General features: G+C 66.8%; 11 protein-coding genes. 4 read left to right on the top strand and 7 right to left on the bottom strand.

The window, feature by feature from the left end; translation table 11 throughout:
- Positions 1–9 precede the first annotated feature (9 nt).
- The 5 genes from MON38_RS10455 to pxpB form a co-directional block, all read right to left on the bottom strand.
- Positions 10–570, bottom strand: coding sequence for a hypothetical protein (locus tag MON38_RS10455; RefSeq protein WP_241936115.1), 561 nt, complete (start codon positions 568–570; stop codon positions 10–12).
- Positions 571–717: 147 nt separating this feature from the next.
- Entirely contained in the window at positions 718–1,905 is a 1,188-nt protein-coding gene (locus tag MON38_RS10450; protein ID WP_241936114.1) for an NRAMP family divalent metal transporter, read from the bottom strand.
- Positions 1,902–2,678: a LamB/YcsF family protein gene (locus tag MON38_RS10445; protein ID WP_241936113.1), complete on the bottom strand. Its 777-nt coding sequence runs from the start codon at positions 2,676–2,678 to the stop codon at positions 1,902–1,904. Before MON38_RS10445 ends, MON38_RS10450 begins: the two co-directional genes overlap by 4 nt.
- Positions 2,679–2,807: 129 nt before the next feature.
- Entirely contained in the window at positions 2,808–3,809 is a 1,002-nt protein-coding gene (locus MON38_RS10440) for a 5-oxoprolinase subunit C family protein (protein ID WP_241936112.1), read from the bottom strand.
- Positions 3,806–4,543, bottom strand: coding sequence for a 5-oxoprolinase subunit PxpB (pxpB, locus tag MON38_RS10435; RefSeq protein ID WP_241936111.1), 738 nt, complete (start codon positions 4,541–4,543; stop codon positions 3,806–3,808). Before pxpB ends, MON38_RS10440 begins: the two co-directional genes overlap by 4 nt.
- Before the next feature lie 44 nt (positions 4,544–4,587).
- Here pxpB and MON38_RS10430 point away from each other — a divergent pair, with 44 nt between their 5' ends.
- From MON38_RS10430 to MON38_RS10420, 3 genes are read left to right on the top strand one after another with little or no spacing between them, the layout of a single operon-like run.
- Complete coding sequence (locus tag MON38_RS10430) at positions 4,588–7,227, top strand: M1 family aminopeptidase (protein WP_241936110.1); 2,640 nt, start codon at positions 4,588–4,590, stop codon at positions 7,225–7,227.
- Between the two features lie 34 nt (positions 7,228–7,261).
- Positions 7,262–8,419, top strand: a complete 1,158-nt coding sequence (locus tag MON38_RS10425) for a hypothetical protein (protein ID WP_241936109.1) — start codon at positions 7,262–7,264, stop codon at positions 8,417–8,419.
- 55 nt (positions 8,420–8,474) lie between these two features.
- A complete protein-coding gene (locus tag MON38_RS10420) occupies positions 8,475–10,535 on the top strand; it encodes a T9SS type B sorting domain-containing protein (protein WP_241936108.1) in 2,061 nt (686 codons plus the stop codon).
- 226 nt (positions 10,536–10,761) lie between these two features.
- Here MON38_RS10420 and MON38_RS10415 read toward each other — a convergent pair whose 3' ends face one another.
- Positions 10,762–11,985 carry a hypothetical protein gene (locus MON38_RS10415; RefSeq protein ID WP_241936107.1) on the bottom strand — a complete coding sequence of 408 codons (1,224 nt, stop codon included), beginning with the start codon at positions 11,983–11,985 and terminating at the stop codon, positions 10,762–10,764.
- A 161-nt stretch (positions 11,986–12,146) separates the two neighbouring features.
- Here MON38_RS10415 and MON38_RS10410 point away from each other — a divergent pair, with 161 nt between their 5' ends.
- Positions 12,147–13,586: an amidohydrolase gene (locus MON38_RS10410; RefSeq protein ID WP_241936106.1), complete on the top strand. Its 1,440-nt coding sequence runs from the start codon at positions 12,147–12,149 to the stop codon at positions 13,584–13,586.
- 85 nt (positions 13,587–13,671) lie between these two features.
- On the opposite strand, the gene MON38_RS10405 is transcribed toward MON38_RS10410, so the two are convergent.
- Entirely contained in the window at positions 13,672–14,181 is a 510-nt protein-coding gene (locus MON38_RS10405; RefSeq protein ID WP_241936105.1) for a GNAT family N-acetyltransferase, read from the bottom strand.
- Between the last annotated feature and the right edge of the window lie 19 nt (positions 14,182–14,200).

Raw genomic sequence — 14,200 nt, 5'->3', positions numbered from 1 at the left:
CAAAAGGAATCAATGGCCGGCGGCCGGCGGGATGGCTGGCAGAGCGGCTGGCACCGCTGGCGCGGCGGTAGGAGCCGTAGCTGGCGCGGTGGGCGTCGTGCGGTGCTGGCGGCGCGCCGCTTCGGCCTCGTAGAAAGCGGCTTCGTCGCGGTAGGGCTGTACGTTCCAGGTGGGGCGCTCGCGGGCGATGGTGGCCTGCGAGGTTCTGAGGCGGGCCCAGGTGTCGGGCGTGCCAATGGCGGCGCTCGAATCGGCGAGCATGGCCTCCTGGCACTTCTGCAGCTCGGCTTCCTGCAAGGCAATCTGTTCGCCGCCGGGCGTTTTTAGCTTGCCCGGCGCGGTGCGCTTTAGCGGGTAGGCCTGGCCCCGATACGTGGCGGGCGTCACGTTCACGTCGGTGGTGTTGGCGCGCGGGTCGGCCGTCTCCACGTAGTTGCGGGCACCGGCCGACGAGCGGCTGGCCATCGCCGCCGAAGTGCCCACCCGCACGCCGGTCGAAATCAGATTGATGAGCTGAGCCTGGGCGGTAGAAGCGGAGCCGAGCAGCAACAAGAGCAGCACTTGTTTCATGCAGGTAAGATGGGTAAAATGAAAGGGTTATGCAATCGGGCTCAAGATACATGAGTTCGGCGAAATGCCTTGGCTGCACTCGCCGAAAGCGTTGTTGCCTGAGCAGACAAGTACGCCCGCTTCCGGCGCCGACTCGCAGCGTCCACGCTACAGCAGGTCTACCAGCACGGGCACGGCCAGCGCGCCCATCACAGCCACTACTACCCAGCCGGCGGCGAGCATCCAGCGCGGGTGGCGGTAGCCGCGCATGAGGCGGGGCGTGGTGGCGGCCACCAGCACAATGCCCAGCGCGATGGGCAGAATCAGCCCGTTAATGGCCCCGGCAAACACCAGCAGCTGCGTGGGCTTGCCGATGAGCACGAAAACCAGTGTCGACAGCACGATGAAGACGGAGATGCAGGCCCGCTCGTAGCGCGCGAAAACGGGGTGGAAGGTTTTGAAAAACGACACCGACGTGTAGGCCGCGCCCACCACCGACGAGATGGCCGCGCTCCACAAAATCACCCCAAACACCCGGAAGCCCCACTCGCCCGCTGCCACCCGAAACACACCCGCCGCCGGGTTGTCGGCCGGCAAAACCGCGCCCTGGCTCAGCACGCCCACAATGGCCAGGAACAGCGCAAACCGCATAATCGTGGAAATGACAATGCCGCTCACGGCGCTGCGCGTCACCTCGGCCTGGCTTTCTATGCCCTTAATGCCCGCATCGAGCAGCCGGTGCGCGCCCGAAAACGTGATGTAGCCGCCGACAGTGCCGCCCACGATGGTGACGATGGCGGCGGCGCTGATTTTAACCGGCAGCAATGTGTGGTGCAGCGCCTGCAACAGCGGCGGATGTGCGCTGTAGGCAATGCCCAGCGTGAGCAGAATCTTAACGGTGCCGAGCACCTTGGTGAAGCCGTCGAGCATCTTCCCAACTTCGCGCACCCAGAACAGCAGCAGCGCCACGCCGCAGCTCAGCATAGCGCCCTTTTCATAGCTGAGGCCGGTGAGCACATTCAGCCCCAGCCCGCAGCCGGCAATGTTGCCGATGTTGAAGGCAAACCCGCCCAGAATGACCATGCCGGCCAGGAAATAGCCCAGCCCCGGCAGCAGCCGATTGGCCAAATCCTGCGCCCGCAACTCGCTCACCGTGAGGATGCGCCAGGTGTTGAGCTGCGCGCCGATATCGAGGACTACCGACACCAGAATGACGAACCCGAAGCTGGTGAGCAGCTGCTGGGTGAACACCGTGGTTTGCGTGAGAAAGCCCGGGCCGATGGACGAATTGGCCATCAGGAACGCCGCGCCCAGCGTGGCCCCGCCCCACCAGCGGGTTTTTGGTAATGGTTTCATTTTGTGGGAACTGGGTGGCCCGCTTGCAACTCCACCCCAGCGGCGCGCAACTCGTGGTTCAGTCGCTGGGCAAACTCCAGCGCGTGCGCGCCGTCGCCGTGCAGGCACACGGTATCGGCCCGAATGGCCACGTCCGAGCCTTGCTGGCTGCGCACCGTGCCGTGCTGCACCATGCGCAGCACCTGCGCAATGGCGGCATCGGCGCTGCTGATGAGGGCATCGGGCTGGCGGCGCGGAGTCAGGGTGCCGTTGGCCTGGTAGGTGCGGTCGGCAAACACTTCGTGGGCGGTGCGCAGGCCAATTTTCTCGCCGGCCTGGGTGAGCTCGGAGCCGGCCAGGCCGTAGAGCACCAGTTCGGGCTGCACCTTGTACACGGCTTCGGCAATGGCTTGGGCCAATGCGGCGTTGGTAGCGGCCATGTTGTAGAGTGCGCCGTGGGGCTTGAGGTGGTGCAGGCGGCCACCCTCGGCTTTTGCCACGGCCTGCAAAGCTCCCAATTGGTACACCGTCATATCAAAAGCCTCTGCGGCCGAGATATCCAGGTTGCGCCGGCCGAAGCCCGCCAAATCGGGCAGCCCCGGGTGGGCGCCGATGGCCACGCCGTGCGCCAGGGCGGCGCGCACGGTGGCGCGCATCACGGCCGGGTCGCCGGCGTGGAAGCCGCAGGCCACGTTGGCCGAGGTAATGAAGGGCATGAGCGCGGCGTCGTTGCCGAGCGTCCAGGCGCCGAAGCTTTCGCCCATGTCGCAGTTCAGGTCGACGGTTTGAGGCATGTGGAGGAAGAAGAGGAGAAAAGAAAAAACGGTCATGCTGAGCGCAGCCGAAGCATCTCTACCGCAATAGTAACTTATTTGCTGGCGCGGTAGAGATGCTTCGGCTGCGCTCAGCATGACCGTACTGTATTACCTGCCGAAAACCGTTTCCATTCCCCGTCGCAACCCCGCCACCGCTTGCTCCCGCGCCGCAACCAGCGCCTGCGCCTCGCGCACCGACACTTCCCGAAACCGTAGCTGCTGCCCCGGCGCGGCCTGCGCCAGCGCCGGCCAATCCACGGAAATAACCAGGGCCAGGCGCGGGTAGCCGCCGGTGGTCTGGTGGTCGGCCCCCAGCACGATGGGCTGCCCGCCGGCCGGCACCTGCACCGTGCCAAACGTGACGGCGCTCGACAGCAGCTCGGCTTCTTCGTGCCGCATCAGCGGTGGGCCGCTTAGGCGGTAGCCCATGCGGTCGGCCGCGGGCGTGATGGTGAACGGCTCCTGCCAGAAAGCCTGCTGGCTTTCGGCTGAAAACTGCCCGTACTCCGGCCCGCGCACGGCACGCAGCACAGGGCGGTACGGTGGGCGCGGGCATAGCGCCGGGCCGGGGGTGAAGCTGGCCGCTGTCCAGGCTGCTTTAGGCTGCTCAAGCAATTGCATCAGCCCTGAGCCAATCGTCGACGGTTTACCCACCGGCAGCACGTCGCCGGCCCGCAGCGCCCGGCCCTCGTGCCCGCCGAAACTGGCGCGCAGGTAAGTGCTGCGGCTGCCTAATACCAGCGGCACGGCCACGCCGCCCGCCACGGCCAGGTAGGACCGGCACCCCGCCACCGCCGGCCCGAAAGCCAGCTCGGTGCCCGCCGCCACCCACACGGCGCGGTTGTCGGCTACCGGCTGGCCGTTGAGGGTGGGGGAGAGGTGCGCGCCGGTGAGGGCCATGAAGTGGTCGGCTTCGAAGCGGATGCGGGGGCCGAGCAGGGTGATTTCGAGGCCGGCGGCAGTTTCGGGGTTGCCTACCAGCAGGTTGGCCACGCGCAGGGCCTGCGCATCCATCGCGCCGCTCACGATGATGCCGTCCTGCTGGTAGCCGAAGCGGCCGAGGTCCTGCACAGTGGTGAGCAGGCCGGGACGAAGAATACGCAGACTCATGGCTGTGGCTGCTGTTCAAATTCCTCTTCCGAAATCGCCACAAGCCGCAGCCGCTGCCCGGCCCGCAGCCGGCTGGGCGCAGCCCATTCCGGATTGAAAAGCCGGAGCGGCGTGCGGCCAATCAGCTGCCAGCCGCCCGGCGTGGGCAGCGAGTAGATGCCCGTTTGCGGCCCCGCAATGCCCACCGCGCCGGCTGCCACCAGCGGGCGCGGCTGCGGCCGGCGCGGCGTGGCCAGCCGCGCATCGAGCCCGCCGAGGTAAGGAAAACCGGGCGCGAAGCCAATCATGTGGACGAGGTATTCGGGGGCGGTGTGCAGGGCAATAACTTCCTCTAGACTCAGCCCGCTGTGCTGCGCCACAAAAGCCAAATCGGGCCCAAACGCGCCGCCGTAGCAAACCGGGATTTCCACGACTTGTGCTGCTGCCGTTGCCGCTGTTGCCGGTGTTTCGGCCAGCAGCAGCTGCAACTGGGTGGCTACCCGCTCGTAGGGTTCCGGGTGCCGGCCGTGCTCGCTCGCTCGCCACGGGTCGTAGTACACGGTGAGGGTGGTGAAGGCCGGCACTGCCTCGCGCAGGCCCACAAACGGCCGCGCCGCCAGCCGGGCGCTGAACGCCGCAATGGCCGCGTGCGTGGCCGGGCTGATGGCGCTGCCAAATTCCAGCACCACGGCCGCGTCGCCCAGCGGAAACAGCCGTACGGGCGGCAGCGCAGGTAGGGGCGGGGCAACACTCACGGGGCAGCGGTTACTTTTGAAGCGCTCAGCACTGGCTCATTCCAATGAATTTTCGCTTTCGTAAATATGGCAGGGCCGGCGCGGTTCTGCTCGGGCTGCTGGCGGCGGCCTGCCACCGCGCGCCGCTTTTCAACACGCCCGTAACGACTTCCCTGCGCCCTGCCGCGGCCGTCGAACCCGACCCGCCCATCACGCCGGGCGTATCCGAAGTGCTGGCCCGGGCGCGGCGGGCTAACATCAGCAGCGTAGCCTACAACTTCAGCCTGAATATTCCGGCGCTGAAAACCGAGCCAATCGAGGCCGTCGAGCAGGTTTCGTTCAATCTGAAAGACAACCGCCACCCGGTGCAGTTCGACTTCAAAGCGCCCACCGACTACCTGCACCGCCTCACGCTCAACGGCCAGCCGCTGGCCATCGACCACCACGACGAGCACCTCGTGCTGCCCGCCGCCGCGCTGCTGCTGGGCCACAACGTGCTGAAAATCGACCTGCGGGCCGGCGAGCTGTCGCTCAACCGCAACGCCGATTACCTCTATACGCTGCTCGTGCCCGACCGCGCCCGCACCGTGCTGCCCGTATTCGACCAGCCCGATTTGAAGGCCACGTTCACGCTGACACTGACCCTGCCAAAGGCTTGGCAGGCCGTGGCCAACGCGCCGGTGCGCGATTCAGCTATCCAAGTTCGTGACGGTTTGTTGCCCGGGATAAAGACTTACTACTTCGCCACTTCCGACAGCATCAGTACCTACCTGTTTTCGTTCGCGGCGGGCAAGTTTTCACGGGTGAGCCGCACCGAAAACGGCCGACCCATGACGCTGCTGCACCGCGAAACCGACCCTGCCAAGCTGCAAAGCAGCCTCGGGCCCACCTTCCGGCTGCACGCCGATGCGCTCAGCTTCATGGAGCAATACACTGGCCTGCCTTATCCGTTTCAGAAGTTTGATTTCACGGCCATTCCCGATTTCCAGTACGGCGGCATGGAGCACGTTGGGGCCATCGACTACAAGGCTAGCAGCCTGTTTCTGGATGAGGGCGCGACCCAGGACCAGGTGCTGGCCCGCAGTAGCCTGGTGGCCCACGAAACGGCCCACATGTGGTTCGGCGACCTCGTGACGATGCGCTGGTTCAACGACGTGTGGATGAAGGAGGTGTTCGCCAATTTCATGGCCGATAAGGTGACGCAGGTGGCTGTCAAAAACTCGAACTACGACCTCAAATTCGTTGTCGACCACTATCCCGCGGCCTACGGCATTGACCGCACGGCCGGGGCCAACCCCATCCGCCAGCCGCTGGCCAATCTACAGGATGCGGGCTCGCTCTACGGCAACATCATCTACCACAAAGCGCCCATTATGATGCGCCAATTGGAGCGCCTGATGGGCCCCGAAGCCTTCCGCGACGGCCTGCGCGAGTACCTCCGGAAATACGCCCACGGCAACGCTACCTGGCCCGACCTCATCGAAATCCTCGACGCCCGCACGCCCACTGACCTGCAGGCCTGGAACCAGGTGTGGGTGAACCAGCCCGGCCGCCCGGTCTTCACCTACCGCATCAGCGGCGGCCACGACCAGCGCTACGGCCTGTATATGACGCAAACTGCCGAGGATGGCTCCGACCGCCTCTGGCCCCAGGAATTCGAGGTGCTGATTGAATCGGCCAGCGGCGAGCAGCAGCAGTTGAGCGTGAAGATGGAAGACCGGGAGAAGGGCATCCGCATTCCGTTTCTGCCCAAGCGCATCGTATTCAATTCCACGGGGCTGGGCTACGGCGTATTTCCGGCCGCGGCAGATTTGCCCGCCACCATCACGCAGCTGAAAAACCCGGTGGCCCGCGCCGCCAGCTACGTCAACCTCTACGAAAACATGCTCCGCGGCGAGGTCGTCAAGCCGCGGGAGCTGCTCGATGCCTACCGCCAGGCCCTCACCCGCGAAACCGAGGAGCTGAACCTGAAGCTGCTCACGGGCCAGGCCAGCGCCATTTTCTGGCAGTTCCTCACGCCGGCCCAGCGCCGGGCCGTGGGGCCGGGGCTGGAAGCCGACCTGTGGGCCGCGCTGCAAAAAACCGCCGCGCCCAACGCCAAAAAGCAGCTGTTCAAAACCTATCAGTCCGTGGCCCTCACACCAGCGGCGCAAACCCGCCTGTACAACATCTGGCAAACGCAAAAAGCCCCCGTCGGCGTGAAGCTGACCGAGGACGACTACACCGCCCTAGCCCTGGCGCTGGCCGTGCGCGACTACGCCGCCCCCGCGCCCATTTTGCCCGCCCAGCTGGCCCGCATCACCAACGACGACCGCCGCCAGCGCCTGCAATACCTCATGCCCGCGCTGGCGCCCGACGTGGCCACCCGTGATGCCTTTTTCGAAAGCCTGCGCACCAAAGCCGGACGTGCCAAAGAAGCCTGGGTGACGGCCGCGCTGGGCTACCTGCACCACCCGCTGCGCCAGGCCACGTCGGAAAAATACCTGCCGGCCAGCCTCGATTTGCTCCAGGAAATCCAGCTCACTGGCGACATTTTCTTCCCGTATTCGTGGCTGCAGGCCACGCTGGGCAGCTACCAGGCACCCACGGCCGCGGCCACGGTGCGGGCCTTTCTGGCCGCGCACCCCGACTACAACCCGCCGCTGCGCGCCAAGCTGCTGCAAGCCGCCGACGACTTATTCAGGGCCGAGAAGCTGGCGCGTTAAAGCCGCCTATTTTGCGGCTCAATTTCAGTACAGTATGAGCGTAGGATTTCAAGCGGGCAGTCAGTCGCGGCATCGTATTCATCAGTTAAGCTGGTTCAGCGTCCTGAGCGGCTGGGCGCTGCTGGCCGCCTGCTCCAGCCCCTCGGCTCCGGAGAAAACGCCCGCGGCGGCCGGGCCGGCAACGGCACCCGCCGCGCCGGCAGCTACCGCCGCCAAGCCTGAAAAAGCCGGTTTGCAGACTTATTATGCCGGCACACTGGGCAACAAGCTGGCCGTGCACCTGTGCCTGCTGCCCGTCGATACCGCCGTGTATGGCGACTATTACTACGGCACTCACGGGGCCGGCCTGGCGCTGCTGGGCCAGCGCCTGCCCACCGGCCAGCTGCGGCTGCGCGAATTTGCCAGCAAGGCCCACCCCGACCGGCCCACCGCCGAATTCCTGCTCGTGCCCGCGCCCGATGGTTCGCTGGCCGGCACCTGGCGCACGCTGCCGCCCGCCCGGCCGCGCCAGCTGGCCGTGGCGCTGCGCGCCTACACCCCGCCGCCCGTGGCCGGCTGCCGCGTACGCGTTGCCAACGCCGACTCTGGCGAGCCCACCATCACCGTGCCCGACGCGGCCATTACCCAGCTCCTGCGCGTGCAGTTGCGCCGGCTGGTGGCCGAAGACGGCGGCGACCCCGGCACCCAAATGCTGACCGCCGAATACGCCGACAACTGCCTGCTCAGCATCATGCTACACAGCGAAATGGTGGGCGCCAGCGTGACCCCGGGCGTGAGCCACAGCGTATTTGACCTGCGCACCGGCGAGGGCCTGGCCATTGAGAATGAGATTGACCCGCGCCAAGTGCCTGCGCTGGTGGCCGAAGCCAACCGCCGCCTGCAGGCACAGCTCCGGCGTTACATCGATGAAAACAAAGCGGAAACCGGCGACGGCGGCGTTCTGATGGAGGAAGATGTAGCCGGCCTGCGCGCGCAGCAGTACACGCGCGCCACTTTCGAGGCCTACAACGGCAGCTACCTGCTCGACGATTCGGTGCGGCTGGCCTTCCCGGTGCAGTACGAGGCCATGAACAGCTTCGTCTCCAAAATGTACACCGACGCCTTTGCGGCGGCCTTTTCTTTCGCCGAAATTCAGCCCTACCTGCGGCCCGATAGCCCCCTGCGCCGCCTGGCCCCGGCGGTTGGTCGGTAGTGGTGCCGGCGTATCTTCGAAGCTCTTTTCTACTTGCCCAAGCCTGCCGATGCCGATGTGGTGCCGCTCTCGTTACTGCCTGCCGGGTGGCGGGCGCTGGCTGTTGCTGGCTGTGCTGCTGCTAGCCGGCCTGGCCGCGACGGCCCAGGTGCCCGTAAAGCGCTGGGACCGCGCCTTCGGCGGCAATTCGGTCGATAACCTCTTTGGTGGCTGCGCTACCCCCGATGGCGGCTACCTGCTGGGCGGCTCCAGCAGCTCCGATGCTTCCGGCGACAAAACCCAGCCTCCGCAAGGCCGCAGCGACTTCTGGGTGGTGAAGCTCGATGCCCAGGGCACCCGGCAGTGGGACCGCACCCTGGGCGGCACCGACGAAGAAGAGCTGCTGAGCATGTGCGCGATGCCCGGCGGCGGTTACGTGCTGGCCGGCTGGTCGGCGTCGGGCGTGTCGGGCCAGAAAAGCCAGCCGGCCCGGGGCGGCCGCGACTTTTGGGTGGTGCGCCTCGATGCCACCGGCACCCGGCAGTGGGACGCCACCCTGGGCGGCGCGCGCGAAGACGTGGCCACCACCGTGCAGCCTACGCCCGACGGCGGCTGCCTGGTGGGCGGCTGTTCGTATTCCGATGTCTCCGGCGATAAAACCGAACCCAACCGCGGCCCCGCCACCACCTTCGATTATTGGGTGGTGAAGCTCTCGGCCACCGGCCAGAAGCAGTGGGACCGCACCCTGGGCAGCCCGGCCAACGACGAGCTGCGCCAGCTGGCCGTGGCCCCCGACGGTAGCTGCCTGCTGGGGGGCTGGTCGGCCGCGGGGCCCGGCGCCGACCGCACCGCCGCCAGCCGGGGCAGTACCGATTTCTGGGCGGTGAAGCTGACCGCCGCCGGCGCCCTGCAATGGGACCGCGCCTACGGCGGCACCGGGGCCGATGTGCTGACGAGCCTGGCCCCCACCGCCGACGGCGGCTACGCGCTGGCGGGCTACTCCACCTCGCCGGTGTCGGGCGAGAAATCGGAGCCCGCCCACCCGGGCAGCGGTGCCCATGATTTTTGGCTGGTGAAAATTGATGACCAGGGCATGCGGCAATGGGACCGCACCCTGGGCGGCACCAACACCGACCAGGCCCACAGCGTGCAGCAAACCCCCGATGGTGGCTACGCCGTGGCCGGCGTGTCGTACTCGGGAAGCGACGGCGAAAAAACTGAACCCAGCCGCGGCGGCGCCGACTACTGGCTGGTGAGGCTCTCGGCCACTGGCCAGAAGCAGTGGGACCGCACCTACGGGGGCTCGGCCACCGATGCCTGTCTCTTGCTGTTGGCTACCGCCGATGGCAGCTACCTGCTGGGCGGCTACTCCTACTCGCCGGCCGATGCCGACAAAACCCAGCCCAACCGGGGCGCCTGCGATTTCTGGGTGGTGAAGGTGGGTACCGAAGCCGGCAGCCTGCCCGGCACGGTTCGCATCGACGGGCCCACCGGGCTCTGCGCCGGCCAGGGCGCCACCCTTACGGCCGTGGCCGCGCCGCTGCCCATAAGCTACCAGTGGAACACGGGCGCCACCACGGCCAGCATTAGCGGGGCGCCGCCGGGCACCTACACGGTCACGGTCACGTTTGCCGGCGGGCAGCAGGCCAGCTCCTCGCACGTAGTGGCGGCGCTGGCCGCCATACCGGCTTTCCGGCTGGGGGCCGACACTACCCTGTGCGACGGCAGCGAGCTGCTGCTGCGCGGCCCGGCCGGCCCGGGCTTGGCCTATCAGTGGTCGGACGGTTCGACAGGCCCCACGCTTCGGGTGCGCGAGGCTGGCACCTACACCCTGCTGGTAACCGCTGCTTGCGGGGCTCAGGCTGCCAGCCGGCGCGTGGCCTACCGCACCTGCACCCTCATTCCCAACGTAATTACCCCCAACCACGACCGGCAAAACGACCATTTTGCCCCCACTGGCCTGCCGCCCGGGCCCTGGGCGCTGGTCGTGTACAACCGCTGGGGCCGCGAGGTATTTCGTTCCGATGACTACCGCGCCGAGTGGGGGGCGGATGCGGCCGCCGGCCTCTATTTCTACCGTTTGGTGCAGCCCCGCACCGGCACCGCGTACCGCGGATGGGTAGAAGTAATGCGCTAAACCACCGCCCGCCCGGCGAGTAGTAGCCCAGGTACGTCGGTCCCCGTTGTGTTCAGGGCCGGTGCGCTGGGGTGGCCCTTGTGGCGCAGCGGCCACCGTTCGCCTCGCCTCACCGTCGAATAAACAGCGCGTTTGCGTGAAGAAGCCGCCATAGTGGTTCCGATAGCGAACACGATATCGGCTTTCTTTGAAAGCAGCCTTGGGCAAACCGGGGTGAGCGGGCCGCTTACTTTGCCGACTTTGCAGCCTGCTGCCGGCGAATATCTTCAGCGAGGTAGAACGCGGTTTCGCGCTGGTAAGGCTCGAGGCTCCAGCTGGGGTTGGCCTGCGCTACCCGCACGGCCGCCTGCTGCAGGGCCGTGCGCTGGGCCGGGGGGCAAACCACGCCCGTCGAATCGGTCACCAGCGCGGCATGGCAGCGTTCCAGTTCCGCTTCGAGCGCCTTAACCTGCTCGGCACCGCGCTTGGGCAGCTGCTCGTCGGGCGTGCGCTGCCGCTTCAGCTGCCGAAACGTGGCGGGTACCCAGGCGGGCGTGGCCAGCGGCACCGGCGCGGGCGGGCGCACCGGCGCGGGCGGTGGCACCCGCTTGCCCACCGGCGCGCCAGTGCTCACCAGGTGGCGGCGCGTGTCCTCATCGAGGTAAAATGCGGCTTCGCGCTGGTAGGGCAATGCGTTCCAGCCGGGGGTGGTTTGCGCCAGCCGGGCCGCCGCCTGTTGCAGAGCCGTGCGCTGCGCCGGCGGGCAGATAACACCGGTCGAGTCGGCCAGGTAGGCTTGGTGGCAGCGCTCCAGTTCGGTTTCGAGGGCCGTGATTGGTTCGGCTCCGCGCGCAGGGAGTTGTGCGGCAGCGGTGCGTTGCAGCTTCAATCCCCGAAACCGGGTGGCAACCTCGGCGGCCGTAGCCACGGGCGCTACCGGCGCGGGCGGCGGGGCAACGGGTGTTTTTTTAGCACTGGCCGATGCTGGCAGCGCGACGCGTACCCCGGCGCTAACCAGCTGCCGCCGGGCATCTTCGTTGAGGTAAAAAGAAGCTTCGCGCTGATAAGGCAATGTGTTCCAGGTCGGGTTGGTTTGCGCCAGCTGCACGGCCGCCTGCTGCAGGGCCACGCGCTGGGCCGGCGGGCAGACCACGCTCGTCGAGTCGGCCAGCAGCGCCGCGTGGCAGCGCTCCAGCTGGGTTTCGAGGGCCGCAATGGCTTCGGCGCCGTGCGGGGGCAGCTGCCCCGCCGCCGTCCGTTGGAGCTGGAGCTTCTGAAAATCGGTGGCTACCTGGGCTGCCGATTGCACCGTTGCAACCGGCGCCGCTGCAGCTGCGGCCACCGGCCTTTTGGGGAGGGTTGCCAAGTTGATGCCGGCCCCGATGAGGTTTATCAGTGCCCCCTGTGCCTGCGCAGGGTGATTTGCGCCGAAACCGGAAAAAAGCAGTGGAAGCAGTACATGTTTTTTCATAGTAGAAAAAAGGAGGAATTCAGGAGTACCAAGATACGGCCAGTCAGCTACCGCAATCCTGGCGAAGCGGTGGCCAGCGGCAGCCACGTCCGCAATTGCGAACGTGGCTGTACTTTCGGGAGCACCAGCCCTGCGATTGGGCCTGTCCTTCCGGCTTTCCGATGAAAAAAACTGTTGCCCTTGGCCTGTTCAGCGCCGGCCTGCTGCTGGCCTTCCGCCCGGCTCCGCTTTCCCCCGAAACTCTCAAAACCGAAGCCCTGCAGGATTTGCAGGCGCATTATGCCGAATACCGGCAGGTGGCCCAGCGCATCTGGGGCTTCGCCGAAGTAGGCTACAAGGAAACCAAAAGCTCGGCCCTGCTACAGGAAACGCTGCGCAAAAACGGCTTCACGGTGCAGGCCGGCGTGGCCGACATTCCCACGGCTTTCGTGGCCACCTACGGCAGCGGGCAACCGGTTATTGGCATTTTGGCCGAGTACGATGCGCTGCCCGGCCTGGCCCAGCAGGCCGTGGCCGAGAAAACGCCCATTGCCGGCCAGGATGCCGGCCACGGCTGCGGCCACAACCTCTTCGGCACGGCCAGCGTGGCCGCGGGCATCGAGCTGAAAAAGCTGCTGAGGGAAGGCAAGCTGCACGGCACCATCAAAGTGTATGGCTGCCCGGCCGAGGAGGGCGGCAGCGGCAAGGTGTACCTGGTGCGCGCCGGCCTGTTCAACGGCGTGGATGCCGTGCTGCACTGGCACCCGGCCAACGTGAACGCCACCATGGTGGGTAAGTACATCGCCAACACCTCGGCCAAATTCCGTTTCTACGGCATTGCCGCGCACGCGGCCGGCGCGCCCGAGCGCGGCCGCAGTGCCCTAGACGGCGTGGAAGCCATGGACAACATGGTGAACATGATGCGCGAGCACGTGCCCCAGGAAACCCGCATTCACTACGTCATCACGGGCGGCGGCAAAGCCCCCAACGTGGTGCCCGACTTCGCTGAGGTGTACTACTACGTGCGCCACCCCAACCGCGCCGAGGTTGAAGCCGTGTTCGCCCGCGTGGTGAAGGCCGCGGAGGGCGCGGCCCTGGGCACCGGCACCACCATGGACTACGAAATCATCGGCGGTACCCACGACTTGCTCGTGAACGAAACCCTGGCCCACGCCCTGCAGCGCAACCTCGAACAGGTGGGCGGCGTGAGTTACACACCAGAGGAAGCGGCTTTCGGCCAGAAAATCCAGGCCTCGCTGGGCGCTCCTGCGCCGCCCGTGGCCCAGGCCGCCGAAGTTTCGCCCTACATCCTGCGCGACCTGGGCGGCAGCTCCGATGTGGGCGACGTGAGCTACGTGGTGCCCACCGTGGGCCTGATGGCCTCCACCTGGGTGCCCGGCACGCCCGCCCACAGCTGGCAGGCCGTGGCCTGCAGCGGCCAGGAAATCGGCAGCAAGGGCCTCATGGTCGCCGCCAAAACCATGGCCCTTACCGGCATCGACTTGTTCAGCGATGCCGAGTTGCGCGCTAAATCTCAGGCCGAGTTGAAGCAGCAGGTGGGCAGCTACATCTACAAGCCGCTGCTCGGCAACCGCAAGCCCGCGCTGAATTACCGGGATTAGGCGGTAGGGGCGGGGCCTGCCCCCGCCCGTCGTTGAACGGAATCGTTGCAACGGTGCGAGCGATGGGCGGGGGCAGGCCCCGCCCCTACAGCGCCTTCTCCAGCACCCACAGCACCAGCGGCTGCTTCGGAATGCCGAAGCGCGGGTCGGTCGGGAAAGGCTCGGTGGCGCCGGTGAGGTGGTAGCCGCGCCGCTCGTAGTAGGCAATCAGCTCGGTGCGAACGGAAATAACCGTCATCCGGCTGAGGGTGCAGCCGTGCCGGCGGCCGTAGTTTTCGGCGGCTTCGAGCAGGAAGCGGCCCACACCCTGGGTTTGCTGGCTGGGCGTCACGGCCAGCATGCCGAGGTACACTACGTCGCCTTTCAGCTGGGCGTAGAAACTGCCGAGCAGTTCGCCGGCGTCGTTCTGGGCCAGCAGCATGGCTGTGCCGGGCAGCGCCAGCATCTCGGCCACGCCGGCTTCGTCGATGCGCTGGCCGTCGAGCAGGTCGGCTTCGGTGGTCCAGCCCTGACGGGCGGTTTCGCCGCGGTAGGCAGCGTTTACGTGGTGGGCGAGGCGGGCCGCATCAGCAGGCGTGGCAGTGGCAAGAATCATGGGGCGAAAGTAGCGCAGC

The organism is Hymenobacter cyanobacteriorum (genome assembly GCF_022631375.1).
GTDB lineage: Bacteria > Bacteroidota > Bacteroidia > Cytophagales > Hymenobacteraceae > Hymenobacter > Hymenobacter cyanobacteriorum.
This window is presented reverse-complemented; position numbering and strand designations above follow the sequence as displayed.

What these genes read in the sequence shown, in the direction of transcription:
- MON38_RS10455 (WP_241936115.1), bottom strand. Translation starts at nt 570, where the DNA reads ATGAAACAAGTGCTGCTCTTGTTGCTGCTCGGCTCCGCTTCTACCGCC.
- MON38_RS10450 (WP_241936114.1), bottom strand. Translation starts at nt 1,905, where the DNA reads ATGAAACCATTACCAAAAACCCGCTGGTGGGGCGGGGCCACGCTGGGC.
- MON38_RS10445 (WP_241936113.1), bottom strand. Translation starts at nt 2,678, where the DNA reads ATGCCTCAAACCGTCGACCTGAACTGCGACATGGGCGAAAGCTTCGGC.
- MON38_RS10440 (WP_241936112.1), bottom strand. Translation starts at nt 3,809, where the DNA reads ATGAGTCTGCGTATTCTTCGTCCCGGCCTGCTCACCACTGTGCAGGAC.
- MON38_RS10430 (WP_241936110.1), top strand. Translation starts at nt 4,588, where the DNA reads ATGAATTTTCGCTTTCGTAAATATGGCAGGGCCGGCGCGGTTCTGCTC.
- MON38_RS10425 (WP_241936109.1), top strand. Translation starts at nt 7,262, where the DNA reads ATGAGCGTAGGATTTCAAGCGGGCAGTCAGTCGCGGCATCGTATTCAT.
- MON38_RS10420 (WP_241936108.1), top strand. Translation starts at nt 8,475, where the DNA reads ATGTGGTGCCGCTCTCGTTACTGCCTGCCGGGTGGCGGGCGCTGGCTG.
- MON38_RS10415 (WP_241936107.1), bottom strand. Translation starts at nt 11,985, where the DNA reads ATGAAAAAACATGTACTGCTTCCACTGCTTTTTTCCGGTTTCGGCGCA.
- MON38_RS10410 (WP_241936106.1), top strand. Translation starts at nt 12,147, where the DNA reads ATGAAAAAAACTGTTGCCCTTGGCCTGTTCAGCGCCGGCCTGCTGCTG.
- MON38_RS10405 (WP_241936105.1), bottom strand. Translation starts at nt 14,181, where the DNA reads ATGATTCTTGCCACTGCCACGCCTGCTGATGCGGCCCGCCTCGCCCAC.